A 15,459-nucleotide genomic window follows, 5' to 3' on the forward strand; every position below is an offset into this window, starting at 1 on the left:
GCGGAACCGCCACGGCGGTACACATCGTGCGGAGCAATATCGCGGACACGACACGGTCGAGCCTGCGGACCTTCGGACGAGTCGTCGATATGGCTCTGGCATCGGCCCGGGGTGCGGTCTCCGATATCGCCGCGGGCCGGTTCCAATGGCGGGAGATGCTGCATCAGGCGTGGTATCTGCTGACGGTGACCTCGATTCCGGCGGTGCTCATGGCAGTGCCGTTCGGGGTGGTGGTGTCGGTCCAGGTCGGCAATCTCATCCATCAACTGGGCGCGGACTCGCTCATCGGCGCGGCGAGCGGGCTCGGGGTCATCCAACAGGGTGCTCCGATCGCGACCGGGCTGCTACTGGGTGGAGCGGGTGCGTCGGCGATCGCCGCGGACCTGGGGGCGCGCACCATTCGCGACGAGATCGCCGCGCTGGAGGTGATGGGTATCAATCCGGTGCAGCGGCTGGTGATTCCACGAGTGGCGGCCATGATGCTGATCGCGCCGCTGCTCAATATCCTGATCATCTTCGTCGGTGTGGTCTCCGGATACGCGGTCGCCATCGGCGCGCAGAATGTGACGCCCGGCAGCTACTGGGCCACCTTCGGGTCCTTCGCGGTGCTGACCGATGTGTGGATTTCGCTGGCCAAAGCGCTGCTGTTCGGGTTCCTCGTGGTGATCGTGGCCTGCCAGCGCGGGCTGGAGGCGGGCGGTGGACCGCGCGGCGTGGCCGACGCGGTGAACGCCGCCGTGGTGCTGTCGGTGGCCTCGATCATCGTGGTCAATCTCGTTATCACGCAGGTGGTCTCCATGTTCCTGCCGATTCGGGTGGCATGATGGCCGCCGCACCGTATCGCCCCAAGGGCACTCGCTGGGCGTATCACGCCATCGAGCACGCCCATCCGTTAGCGCCGTTCGAGAACGCCGGGTTCATGCTCGGCTTCGTGTGGCTGGCGCTGTCGTCTATTCCGTTGACGCTGCGGCGGTATCGCGCCGAAACCTTGCGTGCCATCACCGATATGACTTGGGGCCGTGGCTCTTTGATCGTCGGCGGCGGCACGGTGCCGATGCTGATCGTGCTCGGCATCGCCATGGGCGCGGGCACCGGCATTCAAGCCTTCGCGGCGCTGGACCTGATCGGGCTGGGTTCGCTCACCGGCGTGGTCTCGGCGTTCGCCAATACCCGCGAACTCGCCCCCATCGCCGCGGCCGTCGGCTTCGCGGCCCAGGCGGGCTGCCGAATGACCGCCGAGATCGGGTCCATGCGCATCTCCGAAGAAATAGATGCGATCGAATCACTCGGGCTGCGCTCGATTCCGTTCGTGGTCACCACGCGGGTCATCGCCGGGGCGGTCGCCATCGTGCCAACCTTCCTGATCGCACTGATCCTGTCGTATCTGGCCTGCGACACCGTGGTGGTGCTGCTACACGGGCAGGCCGGTGGCGTCTACGACCACTACTTCTTCCAATTCACCAGTGGCTACGACATCTTCGCGGCCGTAGTGAAGATCCTCGTCTTCGGTGTGGCGGTGATCCTGATCCATTGCTACTACGGTTTCTTCGCTACCGGGGGCCCGGAGGGCGTCGGCATCGCGTCGGGCCGGGCCGTCCGCGCGAGTTTCGTCGCGATCATCGGGCTGGACATGGTGCTGACCCTGGCGCTGTGGGGCGTCAACTCCGCTATCGAATTCCCGGGGTGACGCGGATGCCGAACTATACGATTCCCGGAGTCGCCATCACCAAGTACCGGGCCCGCCTCGCCGGACTCGTCGCCGCGGTGCTCGCGGTGCTCCTCGTCGTGGCCTGGACGCAGTACACGAACGCCGATCATGGGGATCGGCTGCGTATTCAGTTGCGCACCGACCAGGTTGGTGCGGGCATTGTGCCCGGCACCAATGTGCGGGTGGAGGGTGTGGCCGTCGGCACGGTGGCGGAGGTGATCAGCGTCGGGGACGGTCGCCAACTGCTCACCCTGGATCTCGAAAAGTCCCAGATCGCCGGTCTCACCGAGACTTTCACCGTCGACTACGCGCCCGAGAATCTGTTCGGGATCAGCGCGGTGACGCTGCGGCCCGGCAGTGGCGGCACGCCGCTGCACGCGGAGGCGGTGATCGATATGGTGGGCCGGGTTGCCGACGTGACCATGGGCGCGCTGCTGCGCGAGCTCACCCGAACCTCCACCGACGTGCTCACACCGAAGCTGGCCGAACTGCTGCGGCAGTTCAGCGGCGATCTGAAGGCGTTCACTCCGATCCTGCAGGCGGTGGTGACGCTCAGCCGTGCCGTCGCCGACACCCAGCAATACCCGTCGTCCTATCTGCTCGACCAGTACGCCTCCTTCTTCCAGGGGTTGGGCGTCTTCAGCTCGTCGACCCTGAAACTGCTGAAATCGTTGCTCGATATCGAGGTCTTCCAACACGACCGCGCCCGCTACGACGTCTCCATCGGCATGGTGGTGGATCAGGCCTTCCCTGCCATCGCCGGCCTCCTCAACACCGCGCAGGTCCACTTCAACGGCTACACCGACATGTTCACGCCATTGCTGGGAGCCGTGGCCGCCACCGTGCCGACCCCGGACACATCCCGTGCGGACCTGACCGAGCTCATCGCCCGGCTCGACCGGATCTTCGCCGACACCCCGAACGGACCGGTAGTCAATCTCGGTGTCACATTGCGCGGCGTTCCCGGCGTCGCGGTGCCGCTACTCGGTCAGCAGGCACTCGAAGCACTGGGAGGGGCGCGATGAAGCAGAAGACAACATTCGGGGTCAGTTGGCGGCTTGCCCTGTTCGCCGCGGCGATGGTGGGTTTGCTCATTGTGATCGCCACCGCCATCACCCGTCCCATCGGCGGCGAAACCTCCGGCTACCACGCGATATTCACTGATGTCAGCGGTTTGAAGACCGGTGACGACGTGCGAATGTACGGGGTGGCGGTCGGCAAGGTCACCGAGATTCGCCCCGACGGCACGCGCGCCGAGGTCGGCTTCACCGTGCGGTCCGAACGGACCGTATACACCAGCAGCTCATTGGCGATCCGCTATCAATCACTGACCGGGCAGCGCTATATCGATCTGCGCCAACCGGATTCAGCGGGCGAGGAGCTGACGCCCGGCGCCACCATCGAAACGGATAAGACCATCCCGTCCTTCGACATCACCACGCTGTTCAACGGACTGCAACCGGCGCTGGCCGAATTCTCTCCCGGCGCGATGAATCAGTTCACCGAGAATGTGCTGGCGGTCATCCAGGGTGACGGCAACGGCATCGGGCCCGCGCTCGAATCGCTCGGCACGCTCAGCCGCTACGCCACGGACCGGCAGCACGTGATCTCGGCGATCGTGTCGAATCTGCAGGCCATTTCCGGCCAGATCGGCGGAAAATCGCCGTACCTGATCACACTGCTGCGCGGCCTGGCGGACGTCTTCACCTCGTTCGTCGCACAGATCGACGGACTCATCGACTTCGCGATGGTCGCCCCGTCCGCGCTGGGACCGCTTAACAGCCTCATGACCACGCTCGGGTTCACCGAGAACGCCAACCCGGACCTGATCAATGATCTGCGGCTCGCGTTCCCGAACCCCGCCGACGCCATGGAGGTGCTGGGCAAGCTCCCGGGGCTCATCCAATCCCTGGCCAATCTGCTCCCGCCGGCCGGAGTGACCGCATCTCCTGTCGACCGCACCTGCTCCAAAGGTTTCGCCGAGGTGCCCGCACCGCTGTCGGTGCTCATCGCGGGTCAAGGGGTTTCGATATGCAAGGGCTGAAACAGCTGCGCCCGCACGGACATCCGGACCGGCATGAAGGGGCCAAGCAGCGCCGCGAGCTCCGGCTCGGCATGATCGGCGCGGCGGCGCTGGCCATGCTGCTGGTGGCTGCCGGCGTGATCTATGTGCTGCCGATCGGCAAGCACAGCTACACCGCGGACCTGTCCGATGCCCAGTCGGTGAAGGTCGGTGATCAGGTCCGGATGGCCGGCATTCCGGTCGGTTCGGTGAAATCGCTGGAACTGCAACACAAGAAGGTCCGCATGACCTTCACCGTCCGCGACGAGGTGCGCCTCGGCGATCAATCCACCCTGGAGGTCCGCATGCTCACCGCGGTCGGCGGACATTACGTGGCGGTCCTGCCCGCAGGAGATAAACCCTTGGGCAGCAAGACCATTCCGGCCGATCGGGTCCGGTTGCCCTACAGCCTGGTCCGCACCCTGCAGGATGCCGCCGCGCCGGTCGCCCAAGTCGACGGTGAGACGCTGCGCAAGAACTTCGCCGCCCTGCAGAATTCGCTCGACACCAGCCCGGACGCACTGCGGCAGATGACCACCGCCGTGGCGAGCTTCGTCGGCATCCTCAACAACCAGAACAGCGAGATCTCCCGCGCGCTGAACGTGATGGACGAGTATCTGAGCACCCTCAATGACAACAAGGCACTGCTGGGCACCTTCGTCCGGCAGATCGGGATGCTCGAAACCATGGCCTTGAACAAGAAGGCCGAGATCTCCGAGGCGCTGCGGGTCGGGGCCGGACTGCTGTCCCGCATCGCCGCCGTGGAACCGGCCTGGCGCGAACAACTACAGCCCATCGTGGACAAATTGCTCGAAGCGCTGCCGCAACTGAAAGATCTCGGCGCGCGGGTCGACGAGGCCGGCACCTCGATCGGGGATCTGCGGCAGCGGTTGCAGGCCGCGATGACACCGGAAGGACCGGCCATCGACCAGTCCGCCATCACGATCGCCGCACCGAGCTTGTGCGTTCCCGTTCCCGGACGGGGGTGCTGAGGTGAAACGCTTTCTGGGCTCACAGGGTTTCGTGACCCTCGCCGGCGTCACGCTGGTGGCCGTGCTCGCGATCGTCGGCTACCTGTTCGCCTTCGATCCGATGCGCAAGACCCTCGCCTATTGCGCGATCATGCCCGACGGCGTCGGCCTGTACGCGGGCAACCACGTCACCACCCTCGGCATCCCGGTCGGCACGATCACCAGCGTGCGTCCCGAAAAGGACTCCGTGCGAGTGACATTCACCGTCGACGCCGACCATCCCCTGCGCGGCGACGTCATCGCCACCACGGTGTCGGACACCCTGGTCGCCGACCGCACCCTGTCGGTGCTCGGCGACGACGACTCCCCCGCCCGCTGGAATCAGGACACCTGCCTCACCAAAACGTTCACGCCCAAGAGCATCACCGAGACCCTGGAAGCGTTCTCCGGTCTCGCCGATCAGCTCACCGACCACGGCGATCCCGCCGAGCGGCAGCGTATCCGCGACAGCCTGCGCACCTTCCGGGACGCCACCACCGGCGAGGGCGGGCAGATGAATCGGCTCGTCCTCGATCTCGGTACCGCGCTGCGGCAACCCGACGCCGCCATCGGGCATATCGGGGGGCTGGTGGACTCGTTCGCCGCGCTCGTCGGCAGTATCTCGGCCAATTGGGGGGACATCAAAACCGCACTGGTGCAAGCCGCTCCGGGCATCGCGTTCATCAACGATATCTGGCAGCGGGTGGTGCAGCTCGTGGACTCGCTGCTGGTGATCCTGCCCTGGTTCAACGACATCGCCCGCCGATACGGCCGCCCCATTCTGGAGGGCATCGACGAGCTGACCCCGAGCCTGCGCATGCTCTCGGCCAATGTCGGCACCTTGCAGCAGATCATCGATATGGTCCCGTCACTGGTGACTGCCTTCGGGCAGTCGATCGACCCGCAGACCGGGCACGCCCGCCTGACCTACACGCCGCCGACCGTGGCGCTGCCGCAGGACACCGCCGACCAGGTGTGCGCGGCCGTCAACGCGACAATGCCCGGGCGCTGCCGCACCGCCGCGAACGGGATGGCCGACGTCGACCTGGCTCCTCTCGTTCTGGGATTGGCAGGTGCACGATGAGCAATTGGCGTCGCACGCTTTCCGCCACGGCCCTCGCCATGGCCGTACTCCTGCCCGCCGGGTGTGGATTCAACCCGGCCGCGATTCCGGTTCCCGGCGCATCGGTATCCGGCCCCACCTACGAGATCAGGATCGAATTCACCAACGCATTGAACCTGCCCGCGCAGGCCAAGGTCGTGGCCAATGGCGCGAAGATCGGCAGTCTGCGCTCGGTGACCGTGGTCGACCCCGGCCCGAACACCCCGGGCCGCATCGACGCGGTCGTGGAGATCTCGGCCGCGGTACGGCTGCCGACCACCACCACCGCGCAATTGCGGCAGTCCACCATCCTTGGCGACATCTACATCGGGCTCACCACGCCTGCAACGGATTTCGACAAGACCATCCCGCCCGGCGGTGTCATCCCGCTCGCCCGGACCGAACCACCGCTGCAAGTGGAGGATCTGCTGGCGGGAATGTCCACCTTCGTCGGCGGCGGTGCGCTGCACCAGTTCCAGGAGATCGTCAACCAAACCAATGCGGTCCTGCCACAGCGAGTGCAGGAGACGCGGCGGATATTCGACACCATCGGCCGCGACGTGCAGGACCTCGCGGGCAATCAGGGTTCGGTCGACGCCTTCCTCACCGCCATCGAGGCGGATCTGGCCGCGGTGAGCGACAACCAGCCCGAACTCGACGCACTGCTCAGCGAACGTGGCGCGGTGGACATTCCGGCCGATGCCCAGTCGTTGGTATTGACGCTGGGCATCGTGGGCGCGCTCGGCAGCATCGGCCACGCCGTCGAATGGCTCGGACCGCTGCTGCGGTCCGGCGACGCGACCGCGAAAGCCTTGGTGCCGTTGCTGTTCGCCAACCAGCCCTTGGACCTGAGCGCCCCCTCGAACCTCAATCGTCTTACCGCACTATTGCGCGACAAGATCATTCCGTTCGTCGAGCGCGGACCGAAGGTGAACATCACCGGCGTGAGGATCGAGGGCGGCGCGTCCTCGGTGGCCAAGGAAGACCAGGTGGACGCCATGGTGCGCGCCCTGCGGATGATCGGAATGGTGCGATGAAACCGAGTTCGATTGTCTCCCTTGCCAGTATCGTCGCGATCCTGATCGCTGGAACCAGCTACCTGGCCTTCGGCGTGGTACGCGTGCATCCCTTCCGCGACACCATCACCGCCACCTTGACCGTCCCTGACTCCGGTGGCCTCATCCCACGATCCAAGGTGCTGCTGACCGGTGTCGAGGTCGGTGAGGTCACCGAGGTGAACCGCACGGTCGCCGGAATCAAGGTGGTGTTCCGCGCCGACGCCGAATACCCCATCCCCACATCCAGTTCGGTGCGCATTCGCGGACTATCCGGTCTCGGTGAGCCCTACCTGGAGTTCCGGCCCAGCAAAGGCGGCGACGGACCCTACCTGCAAGACGGCCAGACGGTCCAGACCGGCACGATCACCCGGCCGATGTCGATTCCCGACGTCGCGCGCAACGCGACACAGCTGCTCGAACAACTGGAACCCGAGGTCCTCACCGACATCGTCGACACCTTCAGCACGGCGCTGTCCGGAACCGAGACCGTGATCCCGCAACTGTCACACTCCACCGAACTGCTCGCCGCCACCCTGCTCAGCCGCACCGACGTCATCCGGCAGCTCTTGATCGCCATGCAGGCCAATGCGGGCGATATGGCCTGGTCCGGGCCCGCGCTCACCGACGCCGCCGGTCCCTGGGCCGACTTCGGTCCGCGCATCGCCGACGTCGCTGCCGCCATCGCCCGTGTCATCCGCTCGGGTGACGTGCCCGCCGAATACCTCACCGACACGCCGGACACGGTCGGCCTGCTGCCGTTCTTGCACGAACTGACCACCAAAATCGGCACCATCGGACCCGAACTGGCTCCACTTATCCCCGTGCTCCAACCGGTCGTCGCCTCGGCCACCGGCACGCTGCACAACGTCGATATCAGCAGCCTGATCAGCCAGGCACTCGCCACCACCAGCGCCGACGGCACTCTGCAACTGCAGCTCACCGTCAAATAGACCACGACCGAATATCCCTGGGAGACAACGATGTCCGATACCTCCACCGTCGACGAGCCCACACTCGACAAGGCCGCGCCCGGCAAATCCACGCCGGGCACACCAAAGCCTGGCACGCGACCCTCAGCTCGCGCGGTGTCGATCTCGCTGTCCACGATCATCTGGACCGCCGCCACCGCGGCCCTGGCGATCATCGCGATCGTGCTGGCCGGATTCCTGATCTCCGCCCGCGGCGACATCTCCCACCGCGACACCGTCGCCGCCGACGACGCCCACGCCCAACAGGTCGCGACCGACTACGCAGTCGGCGCGTCGACAGTGAACTTCGCCGACTTCAACGCCTGGGTCGGCCGTCTCAAGGCCAACACCACACCGGCGCTGTCCAACAAGTTCGACGCCACCGCGCCGAAGCTCCAAGAGGTCCTCACCCCACTCAAGTGGACCTCCAGCGCCCAGCCCGTCGCCGCCAAGGTGATGAGCGAATCGGGCGGCGTCTACAAGGTGAACGTCTTCGTCAACGTCTCCTCCACGAACGCGCAGAACCCCGAAGGCGCGCAGACGACCGTCACCTACAACGTCACCGTCGACCGCTCCGACTGGAAGGTCAGCGACGTCGGCGGTATGGACGGGGCACTGCCCATCAAATAACCGGTTCTGCCCGATGCGAATCCTGTTCGGGCGGAATGGAAGTAAGGAATACAACACCGATGTCAAAGGAAAACCCGCTGCTCGCCGAGCTCGAGGAACCCAGGGAGATCCTCGAGCTACTCACCCCCGAAGAGTCCGCTCAGCTGCTGATGCTGGTGCGGCAGGCGAAACAGAACCAGCAACGCAACCTGGATCTCGCCATCGACAAGAGCCTGGAAGTGCTGCCGCGCCTGCTCCGCATCCCCGCCCGCAAGATCCTCTTCGGAAAGTGAAAAACCATGGCAGACATGCTGACCCGCGCCAAGATCGCAATCCTGGCCCAGACGCTCGGTACCGAACCCACGGCGCTGGCCGGTCTGGAGCGACTCGGCGCGCACAATCTCGAGGCGCTGCTCGAGCGCATCTCCAATGAGTTGTTCGACTCTCTCGCACCGACTTTCGCGCGCGTCAGCAAGCTCGCCCCGCTCGTGCCCAATGCGCTGGTGATCATCGTCGCACAGAAGGCCATCCCCGCAGAGGTCGGCGGCCGCGCCGGAGGCTCCGTCGGCATGGACCACCCCGACCGCGCCAGCGGCATCATCGCCGGACTCACCCCGGCCTACATGGCCGACGCCGCACCGTTCATCGACCCGCGAGTGATTCCGGTCTTCGCGCCACGGATACCAGCCGAACTGCTCATACCCACGGCCGTCGAACTACTGCGCCGCCGCGACTATCTGACCGCCTCCCGCTTCGTCGAGCACGCCACCGAACAACTGGTACGCGAATTCGAACGTGGCATCGACGACGACGAAGGGCTCATCCGCACCGCGGCACTGGTGTCCTCCACCGACCGGCTCAACGACATCGTGGGTGTGCTGCCCGTCGAGCGGCGCACCCGCATCATCACCACCGCGGCCTCCGCCGAACCCGAGACCGTACTGGCCGCACTGTCGGCGCTGGCCCGTCTCGACACCGAACTCGCCGCCCCGCTCAGCAACACGCTGTTCGACGGCCTGGACACCGACGGCATCGCACGCATCCTGGCCATCGCCACCGACGCGAGCGCACTGCCCGAACTCCTGGACATCACCGACCAACTGACCGAGCGCACGCTCACTCGCCTCGCGCAGTCCCCCTACTTCGCCGACGACTCGGCGCTGCGCACCATGGAGCAGGCCGCCACGACCGACCGGCACCGTCGCGCCTGGCAGCGAATCGCGCATACCGCCTCCGACCCGGCCAACCCTGCCACCGCCTGAACGAGATATACAGTCGTGCCACAACTTTAACCGTCGCCCTCGGCGCTCACGGCCGCGTGGATTCACCCCTGCGTTGTCGTGTGCCAGCGGGCGCTTTGTATAGCGTGCCTCGCGCATCCGCCGAGCGCCCGTGGAGACGTTATCCAGCGGAGGCCGCAGATCAAGTCGGTAGACATTCCTCGGATCCACCGGTTCGACGAACCTCGATCGCGGTTTGTTCAGCTGCAGGAACTGTTCAGCGACGATTTGTGGAGCATGGTGACAAAGTCCCTGATGGCGCACAAAAATAGCCCATGACCAAGCATTACGGTCAGGGTCCACATTCGTTCCACCCGTCAAAACGTGTGATTTCCAAAAAAACACCGGCGATGGTCTCTCGCACCAAGAATCGGTAGAAGGTAGTCCGCAAGGTTATCGACCTGGACCGACGTCAACCGTCGGTCGATTTCGAAGGGTGACACCCAGTCCTCGGCGGATCCGAATCGTTCGGGTCCGAGTTGGTACCTACCCTTCCGCTGCCAACTGTCCACAGGCAGCTGCGATTTCTTGGCCGCGGGTGTCGCGGACGGTGCAAGGGACGCCCGCTTCGTTGACGCGGCGAACGAATTCGCGCTCAACGGGTTTGGGGGCGGCGTCCCATTTGCTGCCCGGGGTGGGGTTCAAAGGAATCACGTTGACGTGGACGCGGGAGCCGAGGGTCTTGTGGAGCTTCTTGCCGAGCATGTCCGCGCGCCAGGGCTGGTCGTTGATGTCACGGATCAAGGCGTATTCGATGGAGACGCGGCGGCCGGACTTATCCGCGTAATACCTTGCGGCGTCGAGGACTTCGGCGACCGGCCAGCGGTTGTTGACCGGGACCAAGGTGTCGCGGAGTTCGTCGTCGGGGGTGTGCAGGGAAACCGCGAGGGTGACCGAGAGGTCTTCGTCGGCGAGTTTGCGGATGGCCGGTGCCAGGCCGACGGTCGAGACGACGACGTTGCGCTGGGAGATTCCGAAACCGTCCGGTGAAGGTGACGTAATGCGCCGGACAGCTGACACTACTCGACGATAGTTAGCTAGTGGCTCGCCCATACCCATGAAAACGATATTCGACAGGCGGCCGGGGCCGCCGGCCACTTCACCGTCGCGCAGCGCGGCGGCCGCGGAACGGACCTGGTCGACGATCTCGGCGGTGGAGAGGTTGCGGGTCAGACCCGCCTGGCCGGTCGCGCAGAACGGGCAGGCCATACCGCAGCCGGCCTGGCTGGAGATACACAGCGTGGCCCGGTCCGGGTAGCGCATGAGCACCGACTCGAGCAGGGTGCCGTCATTGGCCTTCCACAATGTCTTGCGGGTGCTGCCGTCATCGCAGGCGATATGGCGCACGGCGGTGAGCAACGGCGGGAACAGGGCCTCGGCCACCTTGGCGCGCATGGCTTCGGGCAGATCGGTCATCTGCTCCGGATCGGCCTGCAAACGGCCGTAGTACTGGCGCGCGATCTGGTCGGCCCGGAACTTCGGTAGCCCCAGCGCCTCCATCGCGGCACGGCGCCCGTCGGCGTCGAGGTCGGCGAGATGCCGCGGGGGCATTCCGCGGCGGGGAGCGTCGAATACGAGCGGCAACGGGGCAGTCATAACCTCTCCAGTGTCCCATCCGAGTCCACCATCGCCGGTGTCGGGGCGGGCGGCGCTGGTCACACCGGACCGGAACGACCGAGGCAACCCGACATACGGCAGACAACGGGCAATATCCCCGCAACGGTCATAGCGATCAGCAATGATCGAGCTATGACAGCCGATGCCGTGAACCCCGGGTCCGACTCGACCCCGGAAAGGAATATCGATCACAAGGCCGACCCCGCGTTGAAGACTCGGACCGGTTACACCTGGCTCGGGCTCATCACCGCGGCGCTGCTCGGCATCCTGGTACTCGTCTTCATTCTGCAGAACCTGGAGGCGGCCCACGTCGAGTTCTTCGCCTGGCGGTTCCAGATGCCGATCGGCGTGCTGGTGCTGCTGTCGGTCATTATCGGCGCACTGGTGATGACACTGGTCGGCGGCTGGCGCATCTTCCAGCTACGTCGCGCGGTGAAGAAGGCGACGACCTACTAGAGCAGGGCGGTCAGTACCAGCCACGAGACGAAGGCCGACGGCAGCATCGAGTCCAGCCGGTCCATGATGCCGCCGTGGCCGGGCAGCAGGGTGCCCATATCCTTGATGCCCAGTTCGCGCTTGATCTGCGATTCGATGAGGTCGCCGGTCGTGGCCACCAGCACCAGACCCACGCCGAGCAGGACGCCGATCATCGAATTCGCCTGCAGCAGCAGGGTCACCGTGAGCAGACCACCGATGACGGAGAAGACCAGGGAGCCACCGAACCCCTCCCAGGACTTCTTCGGGCTGATGGCCGGAACCATGGGGTGGCGACCGAAGAGGACGCCCGCCACATAGCCGCCGACATCCGAGCAGACCACCAGGATCATGAAGGTCAGGACGCGGAGATTGCCGTTGTCGGCGAGCAGCATGAGGATCGCGAAGGCGGCCAGCAGGGGCACCCAGGCCAGTACGAAAATGCTGATCGCGGTGTCGCGCAGATAGTTTCGGGGCGTGGCGCGCAGGCCGTGGTCGAACAGTCGCCACACCATGAGGGTCAGCGCGGTGCCCGCGAACGCACCCGCCACACCTTCCGCTCCCCACGGCCAGGCCAGCCAGATAATGGCCTGACCGCCGACCAGTAGTGGGATGCGCGGCACCAGGACATCGGCCTCGCGCAGACGCTTGGCGACCTCCCAGGTGGCCACCGCCATGGCCACCGCGATCACACCGATCAGAATCTTGGGGACGAACAGCAGGATGGCGATGAGCGACAGGCCCAGACCCAGACCGACCGCCAGGGCCGCGGGCAGGTTGCGTCCGGCCTTGGATTTACCGCCGCTCGCTGCGGCGGGAGCGGTCGGCGTCGTCGCGACGGGACCGGGGGTCCGGTCGTCCGGCGACCCCGCCGCAGCACCTTCAGCCTTCGATACCGCACCGCCGGGCGGCTCCGACGCGGAGCGACCGGTCGTCGCCGATGCATCGCCATCGGGGGTCACCTCGCCCGGCGGCGTCGCATTATCTGCGGCGGCAGTATCTTCGGCCACGATTGTCCTGTCGCTCACTTGTCGTCCGTTCGTCCCTACCCCCGGCCGGCGCCGCCGACCGTCTCAGACCTCGAGCAGTTCGGCTTCCTTGTGCTTGACCAGGTCGTCGATGCTGGCGACATACCTGTGGGTGGTCTTGTCGAGTTCCTTCTCGGCGCGACCGACCTCGTCCTCACCGGCCTCGCCGTCCTTCTGGATGCGGCCCAGCTCATCCATGGCCTTGCGGCGCACATTGCGGACCGCGACCTTGGCGTCCTCACCCTTGGACTTGGCCTGCTTGACCATCTCGCGACGCCGCTCCTCGGTGAGCTGCGGAACGGAGATCCGGATGATGGTGCCGTCATTGCTCGGGTTCACACCCAGATCCGAATTGCGGATCGCGGTCTCGATGGCGCCCAGCATATTGGCCTCGTAGGGCTTGATCACCACCATGCGCGGTTCGGGCACATTGATGCTCGACACCTGGGTGATCGGCGTAGGCGCACCGTAGTAATCGATGACGATCCGGGTGAACATGCCCGGGTTCGCGCGACCGGTCCGGATGCCAGCCAGGTCGTCCTTCGCCACCGCGACGGCCTTCTCCATCTTTTCCTCGGCGTCGAAGAGCGCTTCTTCAATCACGGCGTTTCCTCCACAGCGTCATCGTTCATTTCGGTCGGCGTGGCCACGGGAGCTCACGAACGAACCAGCGTGCCGATTTTCTCACCGGCGACCGCACGGGCGATATTGCCCTTTGTCAACAGATTGAACACCAGCATGGGCATCTGGTTGTCCATACAGAGGCTGAAGGCGGTGGCGTCCGCGACCTTCAGGCCGCGTTCCAGCACCTCTTTGTGGCTGATCTGGGTGAACATGGTGGCGGAGGCATCCTCGCGGGGGTCCGCGGTGAAGACACCGTCGACGGCCTTGGCCATCAGCACGACTTCGGCACCGATCTCCAGGGCGCGCTGCGCCGCGGTGGTATCGGTGGAGAAGTACGGCATACCCATACCCGCACCGAAGATGACCACGCGGCCCTTCTCCAAATGCCGCTTGGCGCGCAGCGGCAGGTACGGTTCGGCGACCTGCCCCATGGTTATCGCGGTCTGCACGCGGGTATCGATCCCCTGCTTCTGCAGGAAATCCTGCAGCGCAAGGGAATTCATCACCGTGCCGAGCATGCCCATGTAATCGGAGCGGGCGCGTTCCATACCGCGCTCCTCGAGTTCGGCCCCACGGAAGAAGTTCCCGCCGCCGATCACCACCGCGACCTGCGCGCCGGTGGAAACCACCTCGGCAATCTGCTCGGCGACCGCCTGTACGACGTCCGGGTCGAGTCCTACCCGACCACCGCCGAACATCTCGCCGCCCAGCTTGAGGAGCACTCGGCGATAGCCCTTGCGGTCGGGGGCCGTATCCGGGTCCGTCATCGGTCTCCTTCTCCCTCGGCAGTCAACCTGCGCACGCACATGAAAAGACCATCCCGGCACAACGGATTACACGGGACGGCGACGAGCTTTATCTATCCTGCCTCACGCACCGCCACGAAGGTGACCCGACCCTCGTACATCGTGAGATTTTCGGGGCAGCTTATCCGTTTTCGGCGCCCACCGATAGCGCGGCGAGACGGGCGGTCGCGGTCGCGATGGCCGCGACCCGCTCAACGACGGGTCGTCCGCACGGCAGACGGCCCCTCGGGCAACGAATACCGTTGCCAGAGGGGCCGTCTCGCTGATGTCAGGCGATTACGCCTGGCCGACCTCGAAGCGGGCGAAGCGGGTGATGGTGACACCGGCCTCGTCCAGGAGCTGCTTCACGGTCTTCTTGCTGTCGGTGACCGACGACTGCTCCAAGAGGACGACGTCCTTGTAGAAGCCGTTGACGCGGCCCTCGGTGATCTTCGGGAGGGCGGCCTCGGGCTTGCCCTCTTCGCGAGCGGTCGCCTCGGCGATCGAGCGCTCCTTCTCGACAACGTCGGCCGGAACCTCATCGCGAGTGACGTACTTGGCCTTGAGCGCGGCGACCTGCATGGCGGCGGCACGCGCGACCTCGGCCGCGGCGTCACCCTCGCCCTGGTACTCGACCAGCACGCCGACGGCGGGCGGCAGGTCGGTGGCACGCTTGTGCAGGTAGGTGGCGACGGGGCCCTCGAAGGCCACGACGCGACGCAGTTCGAGCTTCTCGCCGATCTTGGCGGCCAGCTCCTGCACGGCCTGATCGGCGGTCTTGCCGCCCAGGTCGACAGCCTTGAGCGCGTCCAGGTCGGCCGGGCGGGCCTTGACGGCACCCGCGACGACCGCGTTGGCCAGCTCCTGGAACTCCGCGTTCTTGGCGACGAAGTCGGTCTCGGAGTTGATCTCGATCATGACGCCGTCGGACGCGGCGACGAGACCTTCGGCGGTGGCGCGCTCGGCGCGCTTGCCGACATCCTTGGCACCCTTGATGCGCAGGATCTCGACGGCCTTGTCGAAGTCGCCGTCGGTCTCCTCGAGCGCCTTCTTGCAGTCCATCATGCCGGAGCCGGTGAGGTCCCGGAGCCGCTTCACATCGGCGGCAGTGTAGTTCGCCATCTGGGGCGAGCC

17 protein-coding genes are annotated in these 15,459 nt (G+C 65.7%); 12 read left to right on the top strand and 5 right to left on the bottom strand.

Annotation, left to right across the window (positions count from 1 at the left end; translation table 11 throughout):
- Positions 1-89: 89 nt before the first annotated feature.
- The 11 genes from NU1_RS23370 to NU1_RS23420 are packed head-to-tail and all read left to right on the top strand — an operon-like array spanning position 90 to position 9,779.
- Positions 90-824, top strand: coding sequence for an ABC transporter permease (locus NU1_RS23370; RefSeq protein ID WP_084521745.1), 735 nt, complete (start codon positions 90-92; stop codon positions 822-824).
- Positions 824-1,687, top strand: coding sequence for an ABC transporter permease (locus tag NU1_RS23375; RefSeq protein WP_067524112.1), 864 nt, complete (start codon positions 824-826; stop codon positions 1,685-1,687). The genes NU1_RS23370 and NU1_RS23375 overlap by 1 nt, the downstream gene beginning before the upstream one ends.
- A 5-nt stretch (positions 1,688-1,692) precedes the next feature.
- Positions 1,693-2,733 carry an MlaD family protein gene (locus NU1_RS23380; RefSeq protein WP_084521735.1) on the top strand — a complete coding sequence of 347 codons (1,041 nt, stop codon included), beginning with the start codon at positions 1,693-1,695 and terminating at the stop codon, positions 2,731-2,733.
- Entirely contained in the window at positions 2,730-3,752 is a 1,023-nt protein-coding gene (locus NU1_RS23385) for an MlaD family protein (RefSeq protein ID WP_067524114.1), read from the top strand. The genes NU1_RS23380 and NU1_RS23385 overlap by 4 nt, the downstream gene beginning before the upstream one ends.
- On the top strand, positions 3,740-4,762 hold the full coding sequence (locus NU1_RS23390) for an MlaD family protein (protein ID WP_067524116.1): 1,023 nt from the start codon (positions 3,740-3,742) through the stop codon (positions 4,760-4,762). Before NU1_RS23385 ends, NU1_RS23390 begins: the two co-directional genes overlap by 13 nt.
- A 1-nt stretch (position 4,763) precedes the next feature.
- The gene (locus NU1_RS23395) at positions 4,764-5,864 is read left to right on the top strand and encodes an MlaD family protein (RefSeq protein WP_067524118.1); all 1,101 of its coding nucleotides are present in this window, start codon (positions 4,764-4,766) and stop codon (positions 5,862-5,864) included.
- Positions 5,861-6,919: an MlaD family protein gene (locus tag NU1_RS23400; protein ID WP_245720265.1), complete on the top strand. Its 1,059-nt coding sequence runs from the start codon at positions 5,861-5,863 to the stop codon at positions 6,917-6,919. The genes NU1_RS23395 and NU1_RS23400 overlap by 4 nt, the downstream gene beginning before the upstream one ends.
- A complete protein-coding gene (locus NU1_RS23405; RefSeq protein ID WP_067524120.1) occupies positions 6,916-7,890 on the top strand; it encodes an MlaD family protein in 975 nt (324 codons plus the stop codon). The genes NU1_RS23400 and NU1_RS23405 overlap by 4 nt, the downstream gene beginning before the upstream one ends.
- 30 nt (positions 7,891-7,920) lie before the next feature.
- The gene (locus NU1_RS23410; RefSeq protein ID WP_212761798.1) at positions 7,921-8,538 is read left to right on the top strand and encodes a hypothetical protein; all 618 of its coding nucleotides are present in this window, start codon (positions 7,921-7,923) and stop codon (positions 8,536-8,538) included.
- A gap of 59 nt (positions 8,539-8,597) precedes the next feature.
- Positions 8,598-8,810 carry a hypothetical protein gene (locus NU1_RS23415; RefSeq protein ID WP_067524122.1) on the top strand — a complete coding sequence of 71 codons (213 nt, stop codon included), beginning with the start codon at positions 8,598-8,600 and terminating at the stop codon, positions 8,808-8,810.
- 6 nt (positions 8,811-8,816) lie between these two features.
- Positions 8,817-9,779, top strand: coding sequence for a hypothetical protein (locus NU1_RS23420; RefSeq protein WP_157552878.1), 963 nt, complete (start codon positions 8,817-8,819; stop codon positions 9,777-9,779).
- A gap of 504 nt (positions 9,780-10,283) precedes the next feature.
- Here NU1_RS23420 and rlmN read toward each other — a convergent pair.
- Entirely contained in the window at positions 10,284-11,393 is a 1,110-nt protein-coding gene (gene rlmN / locus NU1_RS23425; RefSeq protein WP_067524249.1) for a dual-specificity RNA methyltransferase RlmN, read from the bottom strand.
- Between the two features lie 153 nt (positions 11,394-11,546).
- On the opposite strand from rlmN, the gene NU1_RS23430 reads away from it, so the two are divergent.
- Positions 11,547-11,870 (top strand): LapA family protein, encoded by a 324-nt coding sequence (locus NU1_RS23430; RefSeq protein ID WP_067524125.1) that lies wholly within the window; start codon positions 11,547-11,549, stop codon positions 11,868-11,870.
- Here the strand turns inward: NU1_RS23430 and NU1_RS23435 are convergent.
- The 4 genes from NU1_RS23435 to tsf form a co-directional block, all read right to left on the bottom strand.
- Positions 11,867-12,850 carry a phosphatidate cytidylyltransferase gene (locus NU1_RS23435; RefSeq protein WP_067524251.1) on the bottom strand — a complete coding sequence of 328 codons (984 nt, stop codon included), beginning with the start codon at positions 12,848-12,850 and terminating at the stop codon, positions 11,867-11,869. The genes NU1_RS23430 and NU1_RS23435 overlap by 4 nt on opposite strands.
- 111 nt (positions 12,851-12,961) lie before the next feature.
- Positions 12,962-13,519 carry a ribosome recycling factor gene (gene frr, locus NU1_RS23440; protein WP_067524127.1) on the bottom strand — a complete coding sequence of 186 codons (558 nt, stop codon included), beginning with the start codon at positions 13,517-13,519 and terminating at the stop codon, positions 12,962-12,964.
- 53 nt (positions 13,520-13,572) lie between these two features.
- Positions 13,573-14,307 (bottom strand): UMP kinase, encoded by a 735-nt coding sequence (gene pyrH / locus NU1_RS23445; RefSeq protein WP_067524129.1) that lies wholly within the window; start codon positions 14,305-14,307, stop codon positions 13,573-13,575.
- 315 nt (positions 14,308-14,622) lie between these two features.
- Positions 14,623-15,447: a translation elongation factor Ts gene (gene tsf, locus NU1_RS23450; RefSeq protein WP_067524131.1), complete on the bottom strand. Its 825-nt coding sequence runs from the start codon at positions 15,445-15,447 to the stop codon at positions 14,623-14,625.
- Positions 15,448-15,459: the final 12 nt, after the last annotated feature.

The organism is Nocardia uniformis NBRC 13702, assembly GCF_001613345.1.
GTDB lineage: Bacteria > Actinomycetota > Actinomycetes > Mycobacteriales > Mycobacteriaceae > Nocardia > Nocardia uniformis.

Coding starts and splice junctions, on each gene's coding strand:
- NU1_RS23410 (WP_212761798.1), top strand. CDS start 7,921: ATGTCCGATACCTCCACCGTCGACGAGCCCACACTCGACAAGGCCGCG.
- NU1_RS23400 (WP_245720265.1), top strand. CDS start 5,861: ATGAGCAATTGGCGTCGCACGCTTTCCGCCACGGCCCTCGCCATGGCC.
- NU1_RS23405 (WP_067524120.1), top strand. CDS start 6,916: ATGAAACCGAGTTCGATTGTCTCCCTTGCCAGTATCGTCGCGATCCTG.
- NU1_RS23430 (WP_067524125.1), top strand. CDS start 11,547: ATGACAGCCGATGCCGTGAACCCCGGGTCCGACTCGACCCCGGAAAGG.
- NU1_RS23415 (WP_067524122.1), top strand. CDS start 8,598: ATGTCAAAGGAAAACCCGCTGCTCGCCGAGCTCGAGGAACCCAGGGAG.
- NU1_RS23420 (WP_157552878.1), top strand. CDS start 8,817: ATGGCAGACATGCTGACCCGCGCCAAGATCGCAATCCTGGCCCAGACG.
- rlmN (WP_067524249.1), bottom strand. CDS start 11,393: ATGACTGCCCCGTTGCCGCTCGTATTCGACGCTCCCCGCCGCGGAATG.
- NU1_RS23370 (WP_084521745.1), top strand. CDS start 90: ATGGCTCTGGCATCGGCCCGGGGTGCGGTCTCCGATATCGCCGCGGGC.
- NU1_RS23375 (WP_067524112.1), top strand. CDS start 824: ATGGCCGCCGCACCGTATCGCCCCAAGGGCACTCGCTGGGCGTATCAC.
- NU1_RS23385 (WP_067524114.1), top strand. CDS start 2,730: ATGAAGCAGAAGACAACATTCGGGGTCAGTTGGCGGCTTGCCCTGTTC.
- pyrH (WP_067524129.1), bottom strand. CDS start 14,307: ATGACGGACCCGGATACGGCCCCCGACCGCAAGGGCTATCGCCGAGTG.
- NU1_RS23390 (WP_067524116.1), top strand. CDS start 3,740: ATGCAAGGGCTGAAACAGCTGCGCCCGCACGGACATCCGGACCGGCAT.
- tsf (WP_067524131.1), bottom strand. CDS start 15,447: ATGGCGAACTACACTGCCGCCGATGTGAAGCGGCTCCGGGACCTCACC.
- NU1_RS23380 (WP_084521735.1), top strand. CDS start 1,693: ATGCCGAACTATACGATTCCCGGAGTCGCCATCACCAAGTACCGGGCC.